Origin of the sequence: Companilactobacillus futsaii JCM 17355, from assembly GCF_001435505.1 — a bacterium.
Lineage (GTDB): Bacteria > Bacillota > Bacilli > Lactobacillales > Lactobacillaceae > Companilactobacillus > Companilactobacillus futsaii.
The window spans coordinates 1-25,345 of sequence record NZ_AZDO01000092.1 but is presented as its reverse complement, the minus strand read 5'-3'; the positions used below and the strand labels follow the sequence as shown (position 1 = coordinate 25,345).

At 36.1% G+C, this 25,345-nt stretch carries 24 protein-coding genes and 1 pseudogene; 11 read left to right on the top strand and 14 right to left on the bottom strand.

What is annotated here, in order from left to right; all coding sequences use genetic code 11:
* From FC88_RS07495 to FC88_RS07475, 5 genes and pseudogenes are all read right to left on the bottom strand, one after another.
* The coding region (locus FC88_RS07495; protein WP_057814324.1) for a hypothetical protein at window positions 1–207 on the bottom strand (207 nt) is incomplete at its 3' end.
* 108 nt (window positions 208–315) lie between these two features.
* On the bottom strand, window positions 316–1,137 hold the full coding sequence (locus tag FC88_RS07490; RefSeq protein ID WP_057814322.1) for an SPFH domain-containing protein: 822 nt from the start codon (window positions 1,135–1,137) through the stop codon (window positions 316–318).
* A 10-nt stretch (window positions 1,138–1,147) separates the two neighbouring features.
* Window positions 1,148–1,480 (bottom strand): HicB domain-containing protein, encoded by a 333-nt coding sequence (locus tag FC88_RS07485; protein WP_010020902.1) that lies wholly within the window; start codon window positions 1,478–1,480, stop codon window positions 1,148–1,150.
* Between the two features lie 71 nt (window positions 1,481–1,551).
* Window positions 1,552–2,361: a glycosyltransferase family 8 protein gene (locus tag FC88_RS07480; RefSeq protein ID WP_057814321.1), complete on the bottom strand. Its 810-nt coding sequence runs from the start codon at window positions 2,359–2,361 to the stop codon at window positions 1,552–1,554.
* A gap of 265 nt (window positions 2,362–2,626) precedes the next feature.
* A pseudogene (locus FC88_RS07475) lies at window positions 2,627–3,593 on the bottom strand (DUF3644 domain-containing protein).
* A 166-nt stretch (window positions 3,594–3,759) separates the two neighbouring features.
* Between FC88_RS07475 and FC88_RS07470 the strand changes: the two are divergent.
* On the top strand, window positions 3,760–4,170 hold the full coding sequence (locus FC88_RS07470; RefSeq protein ID WP_057814320.1) for a peptide deformylase: 411 nt from the start codon (window positions 3,760–3,762) through the stop codon (window positions 4,168–4,170).
* Window positions 4,171–4,215: 45 nt separating this feature from the next.
* Here FC88_RS07470 and FC88_RS07465 read toward each other — a convergent pair whose 3' ends face one another.
* Both FC88_RS07465 and FC88_RS07460 read right to left on the bottom strand, forming a co-directional pair.
* Entirely contained in the window at window positions 4,216–5,871 is a 1,656-nt protein-coding gene (locus FC88_RS07465; RefSeq protein ID WP_057814319.1) for an Nramp family divalent metal transporter, read from the bottom strand.
* A 38-nt stretch (window positions 5,872–5,909) separates the two neighbouring features.
* A complete protein-coding gene (locus FC88_RS07460; RefSeq protein WP_149029796.1) occupies window positions 5,910–6,350 on the bottom strand; it encodes a universal stress protein in 441 nt (146 codons plus the stop codon).
* 413 nt (window positions 6,351–6,763) lie between these two features.
* On the opposite strand from FC88_RS07460, the gene FC88_RS12895 reads away from it, so the two are divergent.
* Both FC88_RS12895 and FC88_RS07455 read left to right on the top strand, forming a co-directional pair.
* Window positions 6,764–6,913, top strand: coding sequence for a hypothetical protein (locus FC88_RS12895; RefSeq protein ID WP_157060451.1), 150 nt, complete (start codon window positions 6,764–6,766; stop codon window positions 6,911–6,913).
* A gap of 67 nt (window positions 6,914–6,980) precedes the next feature.
* Window positions 6,981–7,652: a metal-dependent transcriptional regulator gene (locus FC88_RS07455; RefSeq protein ID WP_057814316.1), complete on the top strand. Its 672-nt coding sequence runs from the start codon at window positions 6,981–6,983 to the stop codon at window positions 7,650–7,652.
* Window positions 7,653–7,706: 54 nt separating this feature from the next.
* Here the strand turns inward: FC88_RS07455 and FC88_RS07450 are convergent, their stop codons facing one another.
* Window positions 7,707–8,132: a MarR family winged helix-turn-helix transcriptional regulator gene (locus FC88_RS07450; RefSeq protein ID WP_057814315.1), complete on the bottom strand. Its 426-nt coding sequence runs from the start codon at window positions 8,130–8,132 to the stop codon at window positions 7,707–7,709.
* 104 nt (window positions 8,133–8,236) lie between these two features.
* On the opposite strand from FC88_RS07450, the gene alsS reads away from it, so the two are divergent.
* Both alsS and budA read left to right on the top strand, forming a co-directional pair.
* The gene (gene alsS, locus FC88_RS07445) at window positions 8,237–9,916 is read left to right on the top strand and encodes an acetolactate synthase AlsS (RefSeq protein WP_057814314.1); all 1,680 of its coding nucleotides are present in this window, start codon (window positions 8,237–8,239) and stop codon (window positions 9,914–9,916) included.
* A gap of 17 nt (window positions 9,917–9,933) precedes the next feature.
* The gene (budA, locus tag FC88_RS07440) at window positions 9,934–10,641 is read left to right on the top strand and encodes an acetolactate decarboxylase (protein ID WP_057814313.1); all 708 of its coding nucleotides are present in this window, start codon (window positions 9,934–9,936) and stop codon (window positions 10,639–10,641) included.
* 365 nt (window positions 10,642–11,006) lie between these two features.
* Here budA and FC88_RS07435 read toward each other — a convergent pair whose 3' ends face one another.
* The 3 genes from FC88_RS07435 to FC88_RS07425 form a co-directional block, all read right to left on the bottom strand.
* Window positions 11,007–11,879, bottom strand: coding sequence for a DMT family transporter (locus FC88_RS07435; RefSeq protein WP_057814312.1), 873 nt, complete (start codon window positions 11,877–11,879; stop codon window positions 11,007–11,009).
* A gap of 156 nt (window positions 11,880–12,035) precedes the next feature.
* On the bottom strand, window positions 12,036–12,809 hold the full coding sequence (locus tag FC88_RS07430) for a DNA-processing protein DprA (RefSeq protein ID WP_057814311.1): 774 nt from the start codon (window positions 12,807–12,809) through the stop codon (window positions 12,036–12,038).
* Between the two features lie 91 nt (window positions 12,810–12,900).
* Complete coding sequence (locus FC88_RS07425; protein ID WP_057814310.1) at window positions 12,901–13,821, bottom strand: DMT family transporter; 921 nt, start codon at window positions 13,819–13,821, stop codon at window positions 12,901–12,903.
* Window positions 13,822–14,068: 247 nt separating this feature from the next.
* Here FC88_RS07425 and FC88_RS07420 point away from each other — a divergent pair, with 247 nt between their 5' ends.
* Together FC88_RS07420 and FC88_RS07415 are read left to right on the top strand one after the other, a co-directional pair.
* Entirely contained in the window at window positions 14,069–15,025 is a 957-nt protein-coding gene (locus tag FC88_RS07420) for a LacI family DNA-binding transcriptional regulator (RefSeq protein WP_057814308.1), read from the top strand.
* 80 nt (window positions 15,026–15,105) lie between these two features.
* Window positions 15,106–16,506, top strand: coding sequence for a 6-phospho-beta-glucosidase (locus FC88_RS07415; protein WP_057814307.1), 1,401 nt, complete (start codon window positions 15,106–15,108; stop codon window positions 16,504–16,506).
* Window positions 16,507–16,681: 175 nt separating this feature from the next.
* Here the strand turns inward: FC88_RS07415 and FC88_RS07410 are convergent, their stop codons facing one another.
* Together FC88_RS07410 and FC88_RS07405 are read right to left on the bottom strand one after the other, a co-directional pair.
* The gene (locus tag FC88_RS07410) at window positions 16,682–17,506 is read right to left on the bottom strand and encodes an alpha/beta hydrolase (protein WP_057814306.1); all 825 of its coding nucleotides are present in this window, start codon (window positions 17,504–17,506) and stop codon (window positions 16,682–16,684) included.
* Between the two features lie 18 nt (window positions 17,507–17,524).
* Window positions 17,525–19,489 (bottom strand): PTS sugar transporter subunit IIABC, encoded by a 1,965-nt coding sequence (locus FC88_RS07405; RefSeq protein WP_057814305.1) that lies wholly within the window; start codon window positions 19,487–19,489, stop codon window positions 17,525–17,527.
* Window positions 19,490–19,739: 250 nt separating this feature from the next.
* Here FC88_RS07405 and FC88_RS07400 point away from each other — a divergent pair, with 250 nt between their 5' ends.
* From FC88_RS07400 to FC88_RS12890, 4 genes are all read left to right on the top strand, one after another.
* Window positions 19,740–20,567, top strand: a complete 828-nt coding sequence (locus FC88_RS07400; protein WP_057814304.1) for an EAL domain-containing protein — start codon at window positions 19,740–19,742, stop codon at window positions 20,565–20,567.
* Window positions 20,554–21,051, top strand: a complete 498-nt coding sequence (locus tag FC88_RS07395; RefSeq protein ID WP_057814303.1) for a hypothetical protein — start codon at window positions 20,554–20,556, stop codon at window positions 21,049–21,051. The genes FC88_RS07400 and FC88_RS07395 overlap by 14 nt, the downstream gene beginning before the upstream one ends.
* Window positions 21,052–21,060: 9 nt before the next feature.
* Window positions 21,061–22,389, top strand: a complete 1,329-nt coding sequence (locus FC88_RS07390; protein WP_057814302.1) for a glycosyltransferase family 2 protein — start codon at window positions 21,061–21,063, stop codon at window positions 22,387–22,389.
* Between the two features lie 71 nt (window positions 22,390–22,460).
* Entirely contained in the window at window positions 22,461–23,153 is a 693-nt protein-coding gene (locus FC88_RS12890; protein ID WP_149029795.1) for a M57 family metalloprotease, read from the top strand.
* Between the two features lie 137 nt (window positions 23,154–23,290).
* On the opposite strand, the gene FC88_RS07380 is transcribed toward FC88_RS12890, so the two are convergent.
* A complete protein-coding gene (locus FC88_RS07380) occupies window positions 23,291–25,036 on the bottom strand; it encodes a DUF262 domain-containing protein (protein ID WP_057814301.1) in 1,746 nt (581 codons plus the stop codon).
* Between the last annotated feature and the right edge of the window lie 309 nt (window positions 25,037–25,345).

The following is a 25,345-nucleotide window of genomic DNA, read 5'->3' as shown; positions in this document are numbered from 1 at the left end:
ATGGAAAATATTAAGTTTTAAAAAGTGTTCGGTTATTTCTTGCAATCTGCCATTTTTAAAGGGATTGTTTTTCTTCGGGACATAGATAATCATCCCTTCTTCATTTTGATAAACGCTGTAAGAATCAGCTTGTAACTTTATTGATTCGGGAATAGGAAAAAATTTCGATTCCCCCAATTTTCTTACTTTTATATTATTATCTGACATTTCGATAACCCACCTTTGGCTCAAAAAAATAGCCTAGGGCCCGTGAGCTACCTAGACTTGATCCTATGGTTATATATTAATTCCTACCAATTTCTTTTGCAATAACTATTACTTATCATTAGCCATCTGATTCATAACTTGTGCTGTCACAGGAATATCAGAATACTTACCAATCTCATCTTTACTCATCACGACAGTATTGGTTGGTGACTTAGCCAATTCGGAAAAGGCTTGGATTTGTTGCGCTGTGAAGTACTTATTATCGACCGAAGCCAACATATCATTCAATTTCTTAATCTCATAAGCTTTGGCATCGGCTCTAGCGATCGTGGCAGCAGCTTCAGCTTTAGCAGTCGAAACTGTGGCATCGTTTTTAGCTTTGGTTTCGATTTCAATACTCCTAGCTTCACCGTTAGCTTTGGCGATTGCAGCGGTCTTTTCACGATCAGCTCTGATTTGTTTCTCCATTGATTCAGTAATGGATGCAGAAGGCTTCAACTCATCGATATTGACACGGTCGACTTTGATTCCATAGGTGTTGGTCAAATCTCCAATCGCATTAGCCAAGTCAGCGTTGATCTTTGAAGTGGAACCTAGAGCTTCGTTCAAGTCGATTTTACCGATGATATCACGCAAGTGACCACGGACTAATTGGATCATCGACTCAACTGAATTACTATTCTCATATTCGAATTTTCTAGCATCAGTCACATGATAGTTCAAAGTTACATTAGTCTGCACTTCAGCATTATCTTTGGTAATAACTGAATAACCTTGCAAAGCCAACGGAATCATTGCCAAATCGACGATTCTGACCTTTTGAAAGATAGGAATGTAAAAATTCAATCCTGCTCTGACTTCTCGACTGTACTTCCCTAATGTTTCCACCAAACCAACATGATTTTGACGGACTACTTTTAACCCAAACATATATTTTCGCCTACTTTTCTGATTTCAGTTCTTGAATTGTTAAAATATTGCCATTTGCTTTGATAACTTGATAACTCTTCTTGCTATTAACGGAATCATTTGCCAACAAATCATAGCGATAGTAAATACCTTTGACCTCGATCAAGTCGTTTGCCATATTGATCTTGTCGCCCCCAACGACTGATCCCACTATTTGGCGCTGTTCGAGGTTGTTAGTTGGTACTGCTTCACTAAGTTTGGTAACAATATAGTTGTTCACACTGCGATTTTCACGGTTAGCATCTTCCGTGATCCGTTCATACAAATCCTTATCTAATCGCAATGCTATCATTTTATCTGCCATATCTTTATTATATCACTCTAATATCAAAGTGATATCACAATGATATTGACATAGTGTAAAAAAAGCCGAATCTAAATCGATTCAGCTTTGTGTTGATAATGCTTATATAATCCGGAATAGCGTTCTTTGTAATCTGGTTTCCAAGGTTTATCCCGACCGCAGAAATGCAAGATTACCGTATGATCGATTACCCAGTCGATATCCCACTCACCATTACTCTTGGCAAAATACAGTGGATTCATTCTAGCATCGTAATTGTAAATTTCATCTGGTATCATCATAATATTTTGTCCATACAAACCGTTGAGGACATCTTGGTCAGGCAAAAGTAGTGTCCGGCCTTTTTTATTAATGTAATCAAAAATGTCCTGAGCTTTGACATTTTTTCGAATAGCTACTAAATCCATCAACATGATGCCTGAATTGTAGTAACTTTCTGTTTCATAATTTCCTAGTCTTAATTTATTCAAGTTATCAGTCACATCCAAAGAAACGTGGCTAGCGGCCGCATACCAATAATCTTTTAAGTCCAAGTTATACAGTGGCTTCAAGTCATTGATCACCAAAATATCGATATCCAAATAGAGAATTTTTTTGATATTTTTGGGCAGGTACTTGTAAGCCAACAAACGATAATAGATTGTCTTCGGATAGCGGTCAGTCGTTGGTGCCTGGTCAAATTGGTCGTCTTTGATAATGACTGGATGGTAGTGCATCCCGAGCTTTTGGCAAAATTGCTTGATCCTGTCAGTTTCCCGTAATTTCTTATCTTGAATCACGTAAACTGAATATTTATCAATAGTAGAATTTTGTTTGATTGAGTACAAAGTCGTCATTAATTGTTGCGTCACGTTGTCGTCAATCGCAAATAATAAATTCATACTTCCCCTCCTGTGCAATCCTAGTTATTTCCATTATACTAATAAGGTTGAAAGTACCAAAATTGGTCTTATTGCCTGAGGTCTATGACACACAACTCATCATATTTTCTTGACAAAAAGCGCAATACATGCTTTGTTTACAAATAATGAAAATATTGTTATATTTTATGTACTTAAGATAACTTGTGAAGGAATAACGCTGGGTCCCATAATGGGGTAGGTACTTAATGTACTGAGAATTCCTATGTGCCTGAGGTTATCTTTTTTATTTGGCCTTTTTTAGACTTTCAACAAAATTCTTAGGATCTTTTTTTATTTCATTCATAATAAAATCTATAAATTGTTGAGAATATGTAAAACTATGCTGCTTGCCAATAATATGTTCATATGAAAATTTGGGTATTCGTTTAATATCATAAAAGTCTATAATCAGATTAAGTACATATTGATTAAATCCAGAAGTATAGTTTAGTTTCAGGTTTTGCTTATTTAGACGCTCGTTAACAGCAGTAATCACACTATTGTATGAGTATTTATGAGTATCGGATGGATCTTTTAGTTCTTTGATGAAGGCAACTTTATTGTTGGAAGTTTTGTCAACTTTAACTGTGAAATCGGCATCTGATTTTTTCTTAGTTATAAATAATTGTTGTTTAATATTTATGGAGAATTTGTCAGAGTTATATTCCTTACTCAAAACATCTATTTCATTGGTCTGCTTAATTAATCTTTCGGCAATTTCCGCAGGATATTTAAGCTTTATTTCTTCATTGGATAGTGGTTCATACCTTGCTGAGATCGTAAGAAAGTTTTGTGGTATGTATTTAGTTATATCAACGTCATGAAATTTTTGAATTTCATTTACAAAATTAATAGTGCAAGCTTGAAATAACGGTGCATATTTCACTTCATAATCTTCAGTTATAAAGTGTGTACTCGTATTTCTTAATTCAATTATTTTTTCCAGATTTAATCTAATACGGGTGTTCTTATCCGAATATATTTTTTTAATAACTTCACCTAAGCTTAGTGTTCTTTCAGGCATATCTTTAAAATAGATGCTCTTACCTCTATTTAATAGTTCTGCTTTTAACATCAATTCCCAGGCATTACAAATAAAAAAAGCTGAATCCTTCTATTCTATACTTAATAGTGGGTTTATTATAAATTTCTATCCCCATGATAAAGGCCTCAACGCTCTTATCAACTAATCTCTTTTTAGTATTTTCCATTGGTTAAGCACTCCATATCTATGTTGTATGTGTTGGATAACTCAGTAACTAGTACTAGTATAGTATAGAAATTTACACGTTACTTCAATAACATTGATGATTGAAGTCTGTTTTCATACTTTCAACCTTTATACTAAAAACAATCAAACGAGACAGAGGCACACAAATGATAAAATCAATTAACCACGATACGACTTTTCTAGCTCAAAAAGCTGAACTAGCAACTAAAGCTGACCAAAACGTGGTGACTGACTTACTAGATACTCTAAAAGCGAACTCTAAAGATTGCGTCGGCATGGCAGCTAACATGATTGGCGTCAACAAGCGTATCATCGTCTTTTCCATGGGCATGATGAACGTTGCCATGATCAATCCAACTATTATTAGTAAATCTGGCAAATATGAGACTGAAGAAGGTTGTCTTTCATTAGTTGGACAACGCAAGACTAGTCGTTATAATAGGATAAAAGTTAAATATTTGGATAGCAATTTCCAAACTCATACCCAAGAATTCAGTGATTTCGTGGCTCAGATTATTCAACATGAAATCGACCACTGCGATGGGATTTTGATATAAAAAAAGACGACTTCATTCAAAAGTCGTCTTTTTGTTTACAATTTTTTATCTTTGTTCTGAATTTCTTTCAGCAGTAGCTTCTTTATCGAATTCTTCTTCTGAACCAGCTGAAGCTGACATCTTAGCTAGATGTTCATAAGTTGATGTAACATCTTCTTTTGCCAAAACGTTCTTAAGTCTTTCATTACCTTTGTGCATGTCGATAATTGTCCAAATCAATAGTGCAAGAACAGCAGCGATCAATACGTAAGCAATGATATTAGCTTGCATTGTTTGTGCACCTGTTGGGTTATCTCCATAGAAGGCTTGGATTTGACCTGGTAGACCGTAAAGGTTCAAGAATGTCAAAGCGATAACTGATAACCAACCGAATCCTTTGATCCAAGGAGCATTCTTGAATTTGTTACCCATTTCTGTAGCACTATCTGTCATTAATAGTAGTGGCAACATTGAGAATGGAAGTGCGAAAGCCAAGAAGACTTGTGAATTGTTCATCAATGTGTTCAAGGCTTCGTGCTCATCAATTGCACTCTTACCACTTGTTAACATAACACAGATAAGAACAGGGATAACTGAGATCAAACGTGTAACCAAACGACGTAACCATAGAGGCATTCTCATGTGAACGAAACCTTCCATGATAACTTGTCCAGTCAAAGTACCAGTGATAGTTGAGTTTTGACCTGAAGCAAGCAAAGCAACAGCGAACAATGTTGAAAGTACACCTGACTTAGCGACGGCAATCAAAACACCATTACTCAAAGTTGATGTATCTGATAGAGCTTGGTACAAACCGAAGAATGATGGATCTTTAACGGCACCACTCTTAAATACGGCAACACCCATGATAAGTAGTAAAGCATTAACGAAGAAAGCTGCTGTTAATTGAATATTTGAATCCCAAGCTGAGAAACGAACATTTTGAGCAACTGATTTTTCATCAGCGTGGTTAACTTTTCTAGTTTGTGAAATAGCTGAGTGTAGGTACAAGTTGTGAGGCATAACAGTAGCACCAATGATACCTAGAGCACCTGTTAATGGTGTTTGACCACCGATTGATGGACTTGTTGAGAAAGTCTTACCAGTTGGGATCAAGCCACCGAATACGCCACCCCAATCAGGATTTGATAGAGCAACTTGATAAACGAAAACGAATAAAATAACAAGAATTAAACATACAACGATAGCTTCGATCTTTCTGAAACCAATCTTTGTCAATAATAGTAATACCAAAACATCACCAACAGTGATAAATACGGCAATTACTAGTGGAATATTAAATAGTAAGTACAAAGCGATGGCACCACCGATAACTTCGGCAATATCAGTCGCCATAATGGCTAACTCGGTTAGAATCCATAAAACGACTCCCAGTGATCTACTAGTTCTAGCACGAATGGCTTGCGCTAGATCCATCTTACTCACAATTCCTAGTTTAGCAGCCATATATTGCAGTAACATGGCAATTAAACTAGACATTAGAATAACTGACATTAATAGGTATTGGAAATTTTGACCACCGGTAATTGATGTTGACCAGTTACCTGGATCCATGTATCCAACGGCAACTAGTGCTCCTGGACCTGAGTATGCGAACAAAGTTTTGAAAAAGCCTTTGTCCCTTGGTACATCGACGGTTCCGTTAATCTCTTGTAGAGAAGGACCGTTTGCGTATTCGATTAATTTATGCTTTTCAGCCATGATTAATCTCCCCTTATTATGATTTCTTTATAAATTTTTTAGCGAATGATCATTACTGAGATCGGTGCATGTTTTGCCATGTAAGCAGCTTGTGAACCGAAGTACTTCTTGATCCCCTTTTTGGAAAGTGACCCTATAACTAAAAGATCTGCGTCACATGAAGGAATAACATCTTTAACGATTGTTTCACCAGGATCTCCTTCGGCTACCATGAGTTCAACTTTTTTAACTCCGGCATCCAAAGCAACTTGGCGATATTCCTGCATGTGCTCTTCTAACTCTTTACGTTCACCGTGAACGTAGTCTTTCGTGAGTGCTTGGTAAACATTCATATCACTATCTTCCAAAATGGAAGTAATGATCAACGTTGAACCGTCCTTGATACAACGGTGCATCGCATATCTAAATGCTAATTGGGCATCGGGTGAATCATCGACACCAACCAAAACACGTTCAAAAGTGTTGTTTTGATTCGACATTGGTTTGTCCTCCAATACATTTTCTTAAAACAAGCAGTCCTGCTCGTCTTTCCAAAATCCATTCTACCCCAATTTAATTCGTTGTAAACTATTTTTTAAGGTTACCTAATAAAAAATATCTAAAATGTAATATTTTTCGATTATTTCAGAAAACGTTTACTACTTACAGTTCCAATGGTTTTAGAGATTATTATGAGGTATATAAATAAAAATTTACCCCCCACTTAACTATTTTGTTCAAAACAATTATGTTATATTAAAGTCGTTCGGGATAGGATTTATAGTAATTTTATATTGTTTTAATTAAAAATCTATATACATATAGTATAGTTAGGACTTTTCTTCGAAAATCGTAATAATATTATTAGGATTAGCTAACTATTTGTTATAGTAAATGTTTATAGGGGGTTAATATGAAATATCCAACTCAAATTCAAAACCAAACCGATATCAACTATCAGAAGTATCAAGCACACAGCTGGATCACTTCTGAACTGTTGATTGGTATGTATTCGCGAGTTTTTACTAATTTATTGTTAGCTGACAATCAAATATTTAAATAAAGTTATATTGTTATTTTTTTCCGAATCATTTGTAACATCCCAAATTAAAAAAAGTGGTGAACGAATTTTGAATGATTTAAATTTTTTACGATTAATATTCGAATTAGGTGGCAGTTTCCAAAATGTTAACAACATCGATCTCGCTGTCAAAGCTAACGTTAGTAAGGCTTCAATCTCTGATCGTACGCAACATTTATCAAAGTTAGGCTTGGTTAAATATACTAAATACTATGGAACAAAGTTAACTAAGAAGGGCTTAAATTCAGTTATCCCATTAATTCAACAACACAGCCTCTTAGAAATCTGGTTGTTAGACAAGCTGAACATTCCTTTGGGTCAGGTTTATGAAAAAGCTAGCCAATTGTGCGAAAATCCCGACCCATTAGTCATTGACCGCTTAAATATTTACCTAGATTATCCCAAGACTTGCCCACATGGAAATGTTATTCCCATCAATTGTCCCATTCCGGAATTTTCTGACTCTTCTTTATTATCTAAACAAGTTATTTCTGATAAAGCTTGGAAAATCATCAATTTTACTGAAGATAATTACCTATTCCAAATTCTTGAAAATATCGATATTAAATTGGGTGATCAGATTAAAGTTTTAAATATCAATGACTACGATCATTCAATGATAGTTTTAAATTTACGCAATAATATTAAACAAATTTTACCCAAGAACATTACCAAGATGATTCGAGTTCAAAAAGTTACCGAAATGGAAAAGAGCGTTTGAAGACACATGATTTTTACAATCACGCGTTGTCAAACGCTCTTTTTTTAGTTTTATTTATTCTATTGGATCAATAATAGTAGAAACAACCGCTTCAATGGAAGAAACTAGTGGACTGTCTGGAGTGATGCCGGATTTAGCAAAGCGGTCTTCCCACCATTGACTGCGGATATGTTGGACAGTATCAACGACTTTTTCACCAGTTTCAGTCAAATTCAAAATCTTCGTCTTCCCTGCTCCATTCGATTTAGTTAAGTAGTTGAGCTTTTCCATTTTGTTGATTTCTCTAGTGGCCAAACCTTTGTCGATAACTAAAGATCTGGCAACTTGATTCTGACTGATATTTTCATAATCGCTGACGGCTAATAAAATACAGGCAGCTGTCGGATTTAAGTTGATTTGGTTGAATTTTTCCCTCGTATCCTTGTAATATTGTCTGTGTAAGATAGAAATATCTTGTGCTAAATATCCAATGTTTTTCATTTGCTTTCACTCCATTGAAAAGTTTTCTGTGTTGACAAATCAACACCAATGCTTTAATTTTTATCTATAATGATAATAGAAATTAGAAAAAGAGGCTAGATATAATGACAAAACAACCTAATGGTGCTCAAGCTTTGATCCAAAGTATGATCAACCAAAACGTTAAATATATTTTTGGATTGCCTGGGGCCAAGATTGATCAACTATTCGAGAATCTCGAACACAACGATAATCCCCAAACTCCTAAATTAATCATCACTCGTCACGAACAGAACGCAGCTTTCATGGCCGCAGGTATCGGACGTTTGACTGGTAAACCTGGCGTTGTCGCTACCACTTCTGGACCTGGTGTTTCTAACTTAGCTACGGGCTTGATCACGGCGACTGCTGAAGGAGATCCTGTAGTTGCCTTAGGTGGTCAGGTTCCACGAAACGATATTGCTAGATTAACGCACCAAAGCATCTCAAGTAAAGAGCTTTTATCCGCAGCTACTAAGGATAGTGTCGAAGTACAAGATGCCAACAATCTTTCGGAGTCTTTTGCAAACGCTTACCAAACAGCTGCTGCACCCAAAACTGGAGCTACTTTCATGTCCATCCCTCAAGATGTTCTAAACGACGACGTGACTCGCAATACTATCAAGAGCCTTTCCCCCGTTGAACAAGGTGGAGCTGACCAAGATACTGTTAATGAAATTATTGATAAAATCAAAAACGCTAAATTGCCAGTAATTTTAGCCGGTATGCGTTCTTCTACTAATGAAGTAACTCATAAGATTCATAAATTCTTACATAAGTTCTCAATTCCCGTCGTTGAAACTTTCCAAGGCGCTGGTGTTATTTCCCGTGACCTTGAAAAGAACTACTACGGACGTGTTGGTCTGTTCAGAAATCAAATCGGTGACACCATTTTGAAGGAAAGTGATTTGATCATCGCTGTTGGTTACGATCCTATCGAATATGAAGCTCGTAATTGGAACGTTGGCCGCACCGGTGAAATCATTAACCTCGATAGCATTGCACCAGAAATCACTAATGATTATCAACCCGACTTAGTTGTCCAAGCTGATATTGCTAAGACTTTGGACGAAATCAGTGAACAATTGCCCGATGATATTGATTTGGGTGAAAAGATGCATCAACATCTAGCTGACCAACAAGAGAAATTTACTAAAAAAGACGCTATTCCTGAAAATCACTCCGACAAAAATGGTATCCACCCTCTAGCTATTATCCACGCTTTGCAAAATCAAGTTGATGACGATACGACTGTCACGGTTGATGTTGGTAGTTTGTACATTTGGATGGCACGTCATTTCAGAAGCTACAAGCCAAGACATCTATTATTCAGTAACGGTATGCAAACACTTGGAGTCGCTCTTCCTTGGGCTATTGCGGCTGCTTTGGAACGTCCCGAACAACCTATTGTTTCCGTTGCTGGTGATGGTGGTTTTCTCTTCTCAGGACAAGAACTCGAGACAGCGGTTCGTTTGCATCTCAACATCGTGCAACTAGTTTGGGACGATGGCTATTATGATATGGTCCGTTTCCAAGAGATTGCCAAATATGGTCACGATTCTGGAGTTAAATTAGGACCAGTTGATTTCGTCAAATACGCTGAAAGCTTCGGTGCTACTGGTATGCGTGTTCAAAGAACTGAGGATCTCGAACCAATGTTAGCTAAAGCTTTCGCTACAGAGGGTCCCGTTGTCTTACACATCCCAGTAGATTACTCCGATAACATCAAACTAGCTTCCAAGTTGGTTGACGACGTCTTGAATTAAAAATACGAGGTACTATTATGTCAAAAAAACACACACTATATCAACACGGTACATTAGCTTTGTTAGTTCCAGGGCTTTTAGATGGTACTATCACAATGAAAGAACTACTCGAACATGGTGACACTGGTATTGGTACTGGTGAAGGACTTGATGGCGAATTGATTATTCTGGACGGTGTTCCCTATCAAGTTGACCACAATGGCAATATCAATGTTGTCGATGATGATTTTACTTTACCATTTGCTAACAGCCACTTTGCCGAATACAAACGTTTAACTGATATCGAAGAATTATCACAAGCTGAATTGGACAAAAATATCGGTGCTATGACGAGCGCAAACACTTTTTATTCCATTAAAGTCCACGGTACTTTCACTAATATCAAAACTCGCGCAGTTAAAAAATCTCATAAACCTTACGCTACTTTGGGAAAGACGGCCGAGGATCAAAGTATCTTCTTACGTGAATCAGTTGAAGGAACACTCTTGAGCTACTACTCTCCTCAAATCTTTGATGGTGTTGCAGTCGGCGGTTTCCATCACCATTTCTTATCCGATGCGCATGACTTTGGTGGCCACGTTTTAGGATTTGGTGGTGCTACTGGTAGAGTTGAGATTCAGCAGTTCGATACTTTGGAACAACACTTGCCAATTCATAACAAAGATTTTATGAACTATGATTTCTCTGATTGGGATATCTTAGGAGAAATTCATAACGCTGAATGATATAAAATTAGTTTGGGACAAAAGTCCTAAGTAAATAGCAAAAAACGAGATGACAAATTCCAATAATTGGAGTTATCATCTCGTTTTTATTTTTGAACTATTGAATCTAGATTCAAATCATCCCCATGTATATGGGGAACACGAACTGGATTTCATGACATCATGAACTGTATCAGAATCATCCCTATGTATATAGGGAATACACTAAGAAAAAACTGATATATCAACATTCTAAAATTAGAATATCACTTATTTTATCAACTTAAAAATGTAATCCTTCGTTTCCTAGAGAATAACTCCTTCTTTTATTTTAAGCAACTGTAATTTTAAAATTATAATACATTTTCATTTAAAAAAATTATCAATCACTCTGCAAATCTAATCGACACAAAAACACTACCCAAAATCAAAACCGATCCAATAACAAAACCAATCGTTATGCCTTCGCCTAGTAACAGCCAACCTAACAACGTTCCAACAATTGGCTGCAATAGATAAAACAACCCTGAGACACTAGTGCTGACCATTGTTAAACCTTTATTCCACATCACAAAAGCCGCTGCCGTTGAGATAGCTCCCACATAAAACAAGCAGAGCATAACTTTAGGATTGAAGAAATTGATTGAAGTGAAGTCAGCCACATCGTTAACAACGAACGGTGTCAAACACAATAAGGCTATTGAAGCCGAAATAATTGTGATTTGAAGTGCTGAATAATTAGGGAGTTTTTGAATCATGACCGACATTAACGACCAAGTTAACGCCGACACGATCAAGAAAAATACTCCAGTTAAAATATGTTTACCACTCAAGTGAATGCCAACAATCATAATTACACCTAAAGTTGCCATGATCAGTGACATGATTTTGACTTTAGTTAACTTCTCTTTTAATAGTAACCAAGCAAAAATTACCATAAATGTCGGCGTTGAAGAAGTTACGACTGCACCAGTTTGAGCGCTAGAAAACCAAGTTCCAGTCTCCTGTGCCACTAGAGAAACTGCATAGCCAGTCAGTCCGATGGGAATGAACCACTTCAAGTCCTTTACATGAAAATTCCACTTTTCTTTTTTGATGATTGAAAAACCAATTAAAAAGACTATTGCCACAGCGTAGCGTAACCAAACTAATTGTAGTGGATGAATTTGGCCAACGATGACTTTGACCGCGACGAAAGTTCCACCCCAGATACAGGCTGCTACACTAAGTAGAATTGAACCAACTAACTTATTATTCATAATGCTATTTTCCTTTTTTCACTGGATTCCTCTCGCAAATCTCAGTGGGAATTTCTTTAAATATCCTCAAGGAAACCTTTACTAGAATCAGATTATAGCATTTTATTTTGGCAATAGTTCACTTTCAATATTACAGTTATAAGACATTTTGTAAATTTAATTATTTATTTGATTTTTAAGTATTATCACTTCTCGTTTTTGCTTTAAAGCATGTTTAATAGTGATATTTGTCCCACTGTTTTCATTAGTTTCTAAGACGATGACTTTATCACTCAAACCACTCTGCCACTGATCTCTTTCAGCTAATCGAAACGGAGCTACTTTAGTCATCGGTGGATAAGTTGTTAATAACAATCCGCCATTTTGAATGATCTCTTGAGCTAATTCAGTATTTTCTGATGGATAAACTTTTTGAGCTAAACCGTGTGCCAGAACAGCAATCGTCTGACCTTGATTTTGTAAACAAGTCTTGTGGGCAATTGTGTCACATCCCAACGCCAAGCCGGCCACAATAACATGATTTCTTGATACTAAATACTTAGTCAATCTCTGTCCTTGCTTGATAGTAGTCGCCTGTGGTTTCCTAGTTCCGATAACAGCAGTTAATTTTGATTGATTTAACAATCCCTGGTTACCTTTGACGTAAATTATGGGTGGGAAACTATCTAAATTTAATAGACGTTGTGGATAAGCTGTGTCTTGGTAGTTAATCATAGTTATTCCTAATTCTTGAACTAAATCCCACTGCTGTTGAGCTTTTGTCGCGTACTCGTCCCACAATTGGGTAGGAATATGTTTTGGAAAAGTTTTCCCCTTGTTACTAAGTACTGTTGTCGGATCAACCCCGGTTGCCAAAAAGTTCAAAACGGTAATCGGTCCAACGTAAGAAATTTGCAATAAAATTAAGATCAATTTTGTTAATGGTGGCATGAGTTTGTCCTTTCCTAACGCTTTTAAAAATAAATTACGCACTAAAAAAGACAAACCCACATGGATTTGCCCAATATTTTATATTTAATTTTTAAATGCTGTTGCCGGCACTAGCCAATTGCGTTTCTTCATTAGAAGAGCCGTCATATTTAACTGATATCCAGACACTAGCTAAAATCATTGCTGAACCGATAACAAAGCCAACTGAAATTTGTTCACCGAGCAATAACCAACCTAAGAATGAACCAACGATCGGTTGAATCAAGTAGAACAAACCAGATGAACCGGCACTAACGATTTGTAATCCACGGTTCCACATTACATAGGCCACGGCTGTTGAAACTGCACCAATGTAAAGCAAACTCCAGATTACCTTTGGATCTAAGAAATTAATACTTGTAAGTGATGACATATCACTCAAAATAAATGGTGTCAAAGCAACTACCGCTACTACAGTTGACATAATAGTAATTTGTAAAGAACTGTATGTCTTTACTTTCTTGACCAAGATAGACATCAAGGCCCAAGCGATTGAGTCGAGAACTAGAAGTAAAACTCCTAAGATAACATTTGTTCCGGACATCTTTAATCCGACAATCATAACTACCCCTAAGATAGCGATGACGACGGAGAAAATCTTAACTTTGTCTAATTTTTCTTTCAGTATCAACCAACCGAAGATGATCATAAATGCCGGAATAGTTGATGTGATGACTGAACCAGTTTGGGCATTAGACAACCCGGTACCCATTTCTTGGGCAACTAGAGAAATCGTATTTCCAATTATCCCAATCCAAAAAATTAATTTTAAATCAGACCAATTGATATGCCATTTCTCTTTCTTCATGATTGAATAAGCAATCAAGAATACTAAGGCGATTAAGTACTCCAACCAAACTAGTTGAATTGGATGTACCTCATCGACAATAATTTTTACAACTACGAACATTGCTCCCCAAATAATTGAAGCAATGGTTAAAAAGACGGATCCGAGAATCCTTTTGGACTTCATGAGTAATATTTCCCTTCGCTTTGATTTCATTTGAATTCATTGCTACGCTATTCTCTCGAATAACCGAAATATTACTGCTGTCAATTAACGATAAATATTCACCTTCCTTATGGTTAACGACATCAGTATAACAATGAGAAATAATAAAACAACCGCTCTGACAGAGTAAACGTTTTCAATGTATAATTTACTCAAAAAGTCCATTATTATTTAAGTAATAACAAAAATACTAGAAAGGAGTTATTGAATGACAACTATTTATGATTTGGCCAAAAAAACTGGTATTTCAAAATCGACTATTTCCCGCGTTGTTAGTGGCAATGGCTACGTCAGTGAAGAAAAGAGAAAAATAATTTTAAATGCCATGCACGAATTACACTACATCCCTAATCAAGTAGCCAAAAATTTGCGACAAAAGCATACTAAAACAATTGGCTTTTTAGTCAGTGACTACTTCCCTTTGGTTGGAGATTTCATCAACTCTTTTACCAAAATTGCGGCCAAGTATGGTTATAACGTTAACGTCTATTTCACTCAAAATGCAAAAAACGAACTGGAAACTTTGAGTTTGTTAACCACTCGAGCTCTAGATGCGGTCTTCATTTTAACTAGAATCAATTCTTGGGATACGATTAGTTCTTATGCTGACTTCGGTCCTATTTCAACTTGGCAACGAGTCGAACATGAACATATTTATTCTAATTACATCGATCATTACCCTGTCTACACTAGTGTCTTAGAGCATCTGGACAAACTTGGATATAAGAATGTTGGTCACGTTTTATCCAGCTTACGTAACGCCAATACACGTGCTCGAGTCAAAGCCATCGATGATTTCAAATTAAAACATCCCGACAGCAATCAAGATTATCAGATCTTTTATCACGGACAACATGGTGCTGGTGCTGACGCTGCTAATAAATGGCTTCATGCTAAAAAACGTCCCAAAGCTATGGTTTTCTTTGCTGATTTTGTGGCGGCCGAATTCATAACGACGTTACGAAAACATAATATTCGTATTCCAGAAGATTGTTTTGTCGTTGGTAGTGACAACAGTGAAATTGCTAAATTGATGAATATGCCAACAATCGATCTGTGCTTCAGAAATCAGGCACATAATGCTTTTATTTACCTTTACAATCAATTAAATGATCAACAATTACCTTTCGAAAAGCAAAATCCTAAATGGATCGATGCCGATTAAAAAAAGTGCTTGCTATGGGATTAATCCCACAATGTATGCTCTAATTGTAGAAAAATTCATATCAATTGGAGGAAGAAAACATGTCACGTAACGCACTCAAAATGGTCACTATTGGTGGAGGTTCCAGCTACACTCCCGAGTTAATCGAAGGTTATATCAAACGTCAAGATCAATTGCCTATCAAAGAAATTTGGCTAGTTGATATCCCTGATGGTGAAAAGAAACTCAATATTGTCGGTAACATGGCTAAAAGAATGGTCAAAGCTGCTGGTCTTGATTGGGAAGTTCATCTAACCTTGGATCGTCGTGAAGCTTTGAAAGATGCCGATTTCGTTTCGACCCAATTTAGAGTGGGACTACTAGAAGCCCGTGTCAAAGATGAAAGAATCCCTGGTAGTTACGGTTTATTAGGCCAAGAAACTAATGGTGCCGGAGGAATCTTCAAAGCCTTTCGAACTGTTCCTGTAATTTTGGATATCGTGAAGGATATGAAAGAACTCTGTCCAGATGCTTGGTTGATCAACTTTACTAATCCTAGTGGAATGATTACCGAAGCTATCCAACAATATGGCAAATGGGATAAAGTCATCGGTCTTTGTAACGTTCCCGTAATGGCTATGATGAATGAGCCAGCTACAATTGGTAAGGAATTAAAAGACTTAACTTACAAATTTGCCGGAATCGATCACTTCCACTGGCACAGAGTCTGGGATAACTCCGGTAAAGAAGTAACGATGGATATTATCAACAAAATGTACGATGGTTCGGAAACTGGTCTACCTAAGAATATCTTCGATGTGAAATTCTTCCGCGAACAACTCAACCAAATGAAAATGATTCCTTGTGGTTACCATCGTTACTACTATCGTCAAACAGAAATGCTCAACCACAGTCTCGAAGAATTTAACCAAAATAAGACTCGTGCACAAGAAGTTATGCGCATCGAACATGAATTATTCACCCTTTACCAAGATCCAAATCTCGATCATAAACCAAAACAATTAGCTGAACGTGGTGGTGCTCATTATTCTGACGCTGCTTGTGAAGCCATCGCTTCAATTTATGGCGACAAGAAAACCCATATGGTCGTCTCTACTTTGAATCGTGGTGCCTTACCAGACTTACCATCTGATCATACAGTCGAAGTCTCTTCAATCATCACTGCTTCTGGTGCCTTACCATTGACATTTGGTCACTTCCAACCTGCCGAACGTGGCTGGATCCAACTAATGAAGAATATGGAACTAGTTATCGACGAAGCTGCAGTAACTGGTGATTATGGTCTAGCTTTACAAGCCTTTATCATGAATCCATTGATTCCTAGTGGTCAAGCTGCTAAAGACTTATTAGATGAAATGCTCATTGCTAATAAGAAATATTTGCCACAATTTGCTAACAAAATTAAAGAGCTTGAAGATCAAGGCGTAACCGTTCATGACCAAGTTGCTGCCACAATTGATGAACACATTGGACAAAATTAAAAAAATCTCTTGACCTGGGACCCATCCCACATCTTATTATATAGTCGTACCGAAGAAGAACCACTGAGCCTTAGTCAAAAGGACGGGCTATCGTGGCTATAAGAAGATACCTCATTTATTTGTTTATTACTAAGTAAAAATCCCAATTCTCATCAATTTGAGAATTGGGATTTTTTTATCCGAGTAATTTCATCATTTGAAGCCAATTTAAAGCTAATTCAATCCACTTAGAAGTCCAAGCATTTAAATATTTATCTTTACCTGGTTTTTGTGTGACATATGTACCAAAGACTAGACCATGAATACCAGAACCAAACATATGATATTCAGCTTCCAAACCTAGTTGAGTCATCCTTTCGACATAAGTCAAAGAATTGATAACGTTGACTAATTCATCGGTTCTCGTCTGCCAAACAAAGGCTGGTTTAGAATTCTTATTCAACAAATCTTGAGCTTTCCAAAAAGTCGGATCATTACTGATTTCATGCAAGACCTTATCGTCATTAGGAAAACTACCTTTGACTGTTAAATCAATTGCGGGATAACCCAAGATGATTCCGGCATGTTCGCCAGTTAAGTGGTCGATTTGATATTTTCGACGAAGCTTTTCATCCGTGCCAATACCGTTATAAGTCGCCACCAAATTGCCACCTGCGGAAAATCCGACTAAGATGATACGCTTTTTATCAATATGTCGCGAAGCCGGTTGCTTATTGATCCAATCAATCGTTTTCGCTAATTCTTGTAACGCTGTTGGGTAGACTGTTTCTTTGTCAATCAGTTTGTACTCTAAGGCTACAGCGTGCATCCCAAAGGAATTGAAACGTAACGCTACTGGTTCTTCTTCACGAGCCGAATGAAAGGTAAAACCTCCACCCGGACAAATAATTACAATTGGATAATCGACTGTTTGGTTGAAATCTTCTACTTGATCAAGCCAATAACTCTTAACGGTAAAATCATGATCGGAGACTTCAAGATTATATTTCTTTGCTTCCATATCTCATAATCTCCTTTACTATGCTATCTTGACGTTTTCTACGTTCATTGGATCATTTCTTTTTGCCAACATTTTATCAGTATAGCCAAATAAGTAGACAAGTACAACGGAAATTACCAAAGTTGCGTAATGTGAGATTAAATAGCCATAGAAATTGCTACCGATACCAACTCCTGGCGTGATGAAAGCTGGGAATCCAATCAAAGCACCTGACAAAGCATAATTATCAACTCTCAAGAACCCTGTCAAAGCTCCACCGATAGCACTAGCAATACTAGCAACGACGAAAACTCGTTTATATTTTAAGTTAACACCATAAAGTGCTGGTTCCGTAACGCCACAAAAGGCCGAAACCGCTGCTGCTAAAGACATTTCCTTCAATTTCTTATTTTTAGTCTTCAAGAAGACCGCTAGAACAGCGCCACCTTGAGCAACCATCGTTATGGAAAGAATCGAATTGATATAACTGTGACCATTAGTGGCGATGTCGTTGATAACGATAGGAATCAATCCCCAGTGAAGTCCAAAAATAACCATTGTTTGATAAAGTCCACCTAGAATCAAACCAGAAAGTGCTGGACTGAAGTTGTAAATTGAAACTAAACCAGCAGACAAACCCTTACTAATAACAGTAACGATTGGTCCTACGCCAATAAAGATAATCAAGCTCAAAATTAAAGCTTCTAAAATTGGTACGAAAACACTTCTTAAATAAGTAGGAATTATTTTTTTCAAAAACTTTTCAACATATTTGCCCAACCAAGCTGCCACAATGATTGGGAAGACTGACGAGACATATGATACTAACGTTGTCGGTACACCTAAAAAATTGGTACTGGCAGTACTAGCTTTGCCAGCTAAAGTAACAATTTGTGGGTAAATCAAAATTCCACCGACAATTCCTAACACAATTGGATCAGAGCCTAATTTCTTAGCGGCCGTAAATCCTAAAACAACTGGTAAGAAATAAAATGTCGCATCCCCAACCGCATTTAAAATCACATAAGTGCCACTAGTAGTTGATAAAACTTTAAATCCTGTCAAAGCTGCTAAAAGACCCTTTAAAATACCAGAACCTGCTAAAATACCGATAATTGGAATCATTGAAGCCGTCAAGACACCAATAAAATTACTTATGCCAAGCTTAATATTTGGCCAAACTCCATGAACTTTCTTAGCATCCTTAGTTGTTTGAGCCACAGCTTCAGCAGTAGCTGTATCGTTAGAAAAACTTGGACCAATTTGTTTAATAACGGCATCATAAACATCGGTAACTGCTTGACCAATAACAACTTGGTATTGTCCACCTGCTTTAGTTACCGTAATAACACCGTCGAGATTTTCAATAATTGCAGTATTAGCTTTTTTATCATCTTTCAAATAAAAACGTAACCGAGTAATACAATGAATCAAACTATCAATATTCTCCACTCCACCAACATTTTTGACAATTTCGGCTGCTAATTGTTCATATTTGTTAGCTGACTTAGTGGTAGATTGTTGATTGTTTTCTTTAACATTTGCTACGGCAACAATTTGTCCAGATTTTACACCTACTACTTCTGTAAGCATCAAATCATTTAAAATTTCATTACTATTAGTTATTGCTAAAATCACTGTGGTACTTTTACCAGCATCCTGAATCATTTTTAGATTCATTTTCACAACTGGTTGCCCACTAGTTACGATATCACCTTGTTTGATTGAAACCTCAAATGGTGCGCCCTTCAATTCTACGGTATCAATGCCCAAATGTACTAAAATATCAGCTCCGTCATTTGTCCTGATACCAAAGGCATGCTTAGTATCTGAAACCAAAGTTACAGTTCCAGACACTGGTGAAACGATATCTGAAGAATTAGGTTCAATTGCAAAACCTTGTCCCATCAATCCTTGCGAAAAAACCGGATCGGGTACTTTTGATAGCGTTAAAAGTTTTCCACTGGCTGGTGCTGTGATAGAAATCAGTGCTTGCTTGTCCATAACGTTCATCCCTTTTTTGAAATAACTGCTTTGTTTACGCTTACATTATATGTTCAAACATGTTTTACGTCAATATTTATTCGAACAAATTTTAGATTTTATATTCTCGGCTCGTTTATTTTTTAAATTACCACCATTAATCATTTATCTTAGTTGAATTTCTAAGTATTTTTTCATGATAAATGAATACAATTTTTACTATATTCATGAGTTATAATTAGATTTATAAAACTAGGTGTGGGTGTATATAATGAGCTTTGCTGAATTTGAATTGACCTTAATATGGCTAGTCATCGCAACAATTATCCTCTTTGGCATAACGATAGCCATCTTTTATTGGAATTCTCGAAAAACCAATAATAATTATCTGGAAAATAAAGATTTTCATTTACGTTATTTTATTCAACGACAAGTTGACTACCGTGACAAAACTGTCGGTTACGAATGTCTCCTGCGCCAACAACAAGCAGATGACTCTTGGACCTTGCCAAAAAAGCTAGATTCTTTACCACTACAAAGAGTGATCTTTTTATTAGAGGAAACCTTCAAAGCTTTACCAACCGAACCTTATGTTTTATCGATCAATTTGGAGTACAACCAAATCATTAGTCCTGATTTTCAATACTTCGTTCGTTGGGCAATTTCCAAAATCGAACCGATGGAATTGTCTATTGAGTTTTCACCAGGAAACATCAAAAAGTTTCACAAGAAACATCTATTTGAGAAGCGTATTCGTGAAGCTAGAAAATACAATATGCAATTCAGTATTGATAATGTGGGATCTGAAATGTCAAACTTAAAAGCGATTGAATGGATGCTACCTTTTGTCGACAATATCAAGTGTTCAATGAAGAGTTTTCGTAAAGATGATCCTAATATTTGGCTTGATCTCAATCTACAATCTTGGAATCGTATTTCCAAGGAATATGATATTAATTTGATTTTGATGGGCATCGAAAACGAAAAGGACGAAGCTCTAGCTGAACAGTTAAACATCCCCACTCGTCAAGGATATCTCTTTGGTCATCCGGTAAATCCCATTAAATCTAAACAGGAAGAAGAAAATGAAAAAGGATAAGCAACAACTTTATACTGATAAGTTTTTTGAATCTGGTCATTGGCTATTAAAAATCCGCCAAATATTGATTGCAATCATTGGCTGGTTAGCAGTCATCATTCCAATCGTTATAACGGTGCTGGCTTTTTGGGCTAGTTTTGATTCACGAGTACCCCATCTATGGTCTTACCATGAAGGAATTTACGAAATCAAGTTTATTGGCATTATTTTGATTTTTGCTTGGGTCATGACTCTAATTTTTGCTATCAGTATGACTATTATTCAAAATCGCAAGCGTGATCGAATCGTTGAACAATGGCCAACTTTTAATCCTATCAATCAAAAAGAACGTAAGAAGACAATTGATGATTTTATCGATAAACGTTTTGGTCCCAAAGAATTTCGTGAAAATGTCCACAATTATACAGTTAAACCGGAACAAAATTTGGAAACTCATCAAATCCAAAAACTCTATGCTAAAAAAGATCTCGATGACGTCGACTAAGGGGATTTTATGAAAAATATATTTATTGATCACATTGCCAGTTCTACCACTCTAGGTACAATCATCAATATTTGCTTGTTGATTCTTTGCTTATATCCAATCATTGGTTCATTTTTCTGGTTCAGTGGTGCGTTATGCTATCGTTTCTTGAAGAAAAATAAATACGACGACAACTGGGAAGAAATTCCACCTAATAAGCAACCGATGATCACTATTATGATACCAGCTCATAATGAAGAAGTGGTCATAGAAGAAACTATTACCTACCTATTCAATAACTTAAATTACTACAATTTCGAGGTTCTAGTTACCAACGACGGCTCAACTGACAAAACTCAAGAAATTCTCGAACGCTTGCAACTGACTTACCCTAGATTGCGAGTTATCAATATTGTAAAAAATAAAGGTAAGGCTCATGCCTTCAATATTGGTATGCATTTTGCCAAAGGAGAATATATTCTAAGTAACGATGCCGATACTATTCCTGAACCGGATGCACTGATGAAATACATGAACTTCTTTATTCACAATCGTGATATGAACACTTCTGCCGTCACTGCCAATATGGATGTACAAAATCGTAGTACGATGCTTGGTAAATCACAAACGGTCGAATTTTCCAGTATTGTTGGTACGATCAAGCGTAGTCAAACTTCTATCAACGATTCAATGTACGCCTACAGTGGTGCCAATACTTTGTATAAGAAAGATTTTTTGATTGACGTTGGTGGCTTTCGCCAAGACAGGGCAACCGAAGATATCAGCATTGCTTGGGATCACCAAACGATTGGAGCGGTACCAAGATTTGCTCCTAACATCGTTTTTCACATGAACGTTCCCGAGTCAATTCCCCAATTATATAAACAACGTAAACGCTGGGCTCAAGGTGGCACAGAAGTCTGGTTGACTAATTTGAAGAAATTTCTTTTTCATCCAATCAAACGCCGCTATCAAATGTCGATGTTTATTGATTCAACACTTTCGATTATTTGGTCATTCTTCTTCGTTATTACCTCCGTTATATTCATCATAACGATGCTTTGGCTGCTACTTCATGGGGATTTTGAACGAGTCTTTCACGCCTTTGTAATTTCATTTATCTTTGTTACTTTTGAATTGATTGCTGGTTGTTTCCAATTATTCACTGCTCTGTTGCTCGACCACCATGGTGCTAAACTCAAATATGCCTTCTTCGCTCCTTTATACATGTTATTTTACTGGATAGTCAATCCAATTACCGTTGTGACGACTTTCATTCCCGCCGTTAAAACGATTCTAGGATTTGGCTCGGGTACTTGGACTAGTCCCAAACGTAGTTCTTTACAGAATAATAAGTAAGCTAATAGTGGACTTTTGATAGTTAAAAAACTATTATAAGAAGACACAGAACCAATTTTTAAGGAGAAACAATGAGGAAAAATTCATGGATTGCTTGGTTAGTTGTTTTGGCTGGAATTTTTACGGTCGTCCAAATCAATCCCCAAATCGTTCCACAGGTCAAAAGTGAACTAAAGTCTGCTAACGACCAAATACAACCATATGTTTATTTAATTAAAGCTAATATTGATGAAAAGATTTCTGGACAAAGACAAACTACCACTGAGAAACAAGTTGGCAAAGCTGTTACCCCCGTTGAAGAACCACTTCAGGGAATGACCACTTCTAACATTTATTATTACCACTTCAAATCAAATGTTCCTGAATCAGCACAACAAGTTTTTAAATACGCGATTGATCAATACAACCAAACCGGAATTGTTAAATTGCTTCCTGGACAGGCTGACTCTGATCAAAACAGTGTGACCTTCTTTATTTATCACAAGAAGATTGAAAATGTTATGTCGAGCTCAGTTGAACTGGGAAACGGTGGCCCCTCTGCTTTACAATTAAATGACTATGCTATTAATACTAGTCAGGCGGGATTAAATATGACCTACCCAACCTTGTCCGTCAAAAAATCCGTTGCGATGCACGAATTGGGACACGCTTTAGGTTTAGCTCACAGTTCTTACACCAATTCAGTCATGTATCCCGTGGATCAAGGAGTTTCTCAATTATCGGAAGCTGACTTGAACGGACTAAAAAATATCTACAATAAGTAAGCTGCCTATTTGGTGGCTTTTTTAATATCCAAAATATTTTATTCTAGTTCTTGATCATTGATCAATTCCATCGTATCGTGAGTTCGACAAGTATTTGAAATTAAAAAAAGCCTGTGGATTTCTCCGCAGACTTATGATTACCAAATTACTGTTGCATCGTCAGCAAAATTATTTTGGCGTTTAATAATATTTTCTTTTGACCACTTGCTTGAGTTCAACACTTGGGCAAGTTTTTTATTTCCTAAAAGTTTTGATTTAGCTAATTTATCTGCTAATTCAGCTTCATTTTTAAAATCATTTTTGCTTAAACTTTTTTCAATCAAGATCCAATTACCAATGAACTCACGATGATCACCAAGTTCTGGATCTAAACTAATTTGAACTAAACGATAGTCATCATCATTGAAGACACTATCGTAATAGCCATTTTCGAAGTCCCCATATTCGGTTCCATAGAGTTCTGACAAGAGGTAGACCAACGTCCACTTTTTTGCACCACGTTGACCAACAGACTTTTTCAATACTGTAAAACTAGCCTTGGTAGCTTCTGAAGATGGCAAAAGTTTCTTATTGAGCTCTAAATTAATATCTTCAATATTCTTCAGTTCTAAATTCCAGATCTTACGGGCAATATCTGAAAAGCCAGTTTCCAATTTATTTGTTCCATCATTGATAATAGTACGATGACGAATAAATACTGAAGTTATCTTCGTAATTACTTTCAACATTCCATCCTGACTATAATTGTTGTAATACATCGCCATAACAATTGGATAATACAATTTAACGTTCAAACGATTCAAAATATCGATACCTTGAATCACTTGTTTATTAGTAAAGAAATCATAATGCGCCTTAGGACTAGTAGGTGATTCTAAAACAGTATATAGATCAACTAATTTATCCAAATCATTCAAGAAAATTTGTGCCTCATTGAGACTATTTACTTCTGCACTAACCTCACGATATAGTTTTGATTCAGGTACGATACGCTTCTTCGAAGCCCAATAAGTTCTGATAAAACGAGTGATACGATTGCTGTTATTATCTAGTTTTTCAGTTAGTTTATTCCATTTTTCATTGCCTTCTTGAATATCTTCACCCATTAAAGACATCAAATGATTTTTAATAATATCGGATGCCATCAAATCTTTACCACGACTATTCAAAGTCTCAAAAATAGTGAAAGCATCTTTTCTACTAGGGGCAGAAATCATAACTATATAAAAATTGCTGAAAAATGATTCAAAAATCAATTGCAACTTAGCAATTCTTTCATTCAATTGCTTATACTGTTTCAAATAAGAATTGATCCACTGAGTAATATCCTTATATGCATGTTGCATATTCTTTTTAGGTTCAGAATTAGTATTTTCGTCGCGAACCTTGATATCAGAATGTGTCAAAGCAAAGAAGAATGTTTGGACATTTTGTTCTTTATTTTTAGAGTTTTGTTGAACCATTAAGGATGATTCCTCACCATTCATACCACGAATAGTTTTATTTACCTCACGCTTGATATCACGTAAAGAATCACCAAGTTCCAAATTTGATTCATCTTGAGAACCTTTGAAATTATCATTGTACATTTTTTCAGCAATATCTCGAATGGCTGACATAAAAATAGTACTAGTCGTTAAGCGCTGTTGTCCATCGATAATTTCTTGACTACCGGATTCATTTTTATAAGTTACTATTTGACCAAAAAAATGGCTATTTCGTTTATCTTCAACTAAATCCAACAAATCTTCCCAAAAATCAACGATTTCACTATTTTGCCAAGCATAGTTTCTTTGATAAAGTGGCACCACAAAATTATTATTTTGAAATAATTCTCCAATTCTAAATCTAGATGGCATTGGTATTTCGACTAATGTACTCATGATAATTACTTTCCCCTTAGATATTTGATTTATAAAAAGCTACATTATTTACTATAACGATAAACAATTTAACGATCAATATTATTATTGAATAAAGGATTATTTCTGTGATTTATGATACCGAACCTACAAAAAAAGCAATCTCGCCTCAACAGTGAAATTGCTTTTAATTTACTTTAACTTGATGTTTCTTAACAGCTTCTCTTCTAAATAAGTAACCCAAAATAATAATAACTAAAATAATCAAAATAAGTGGCGAATTTTATAATCAAGTTAGCCACCTTAAGAAAAAATAAATAAAAAAACACC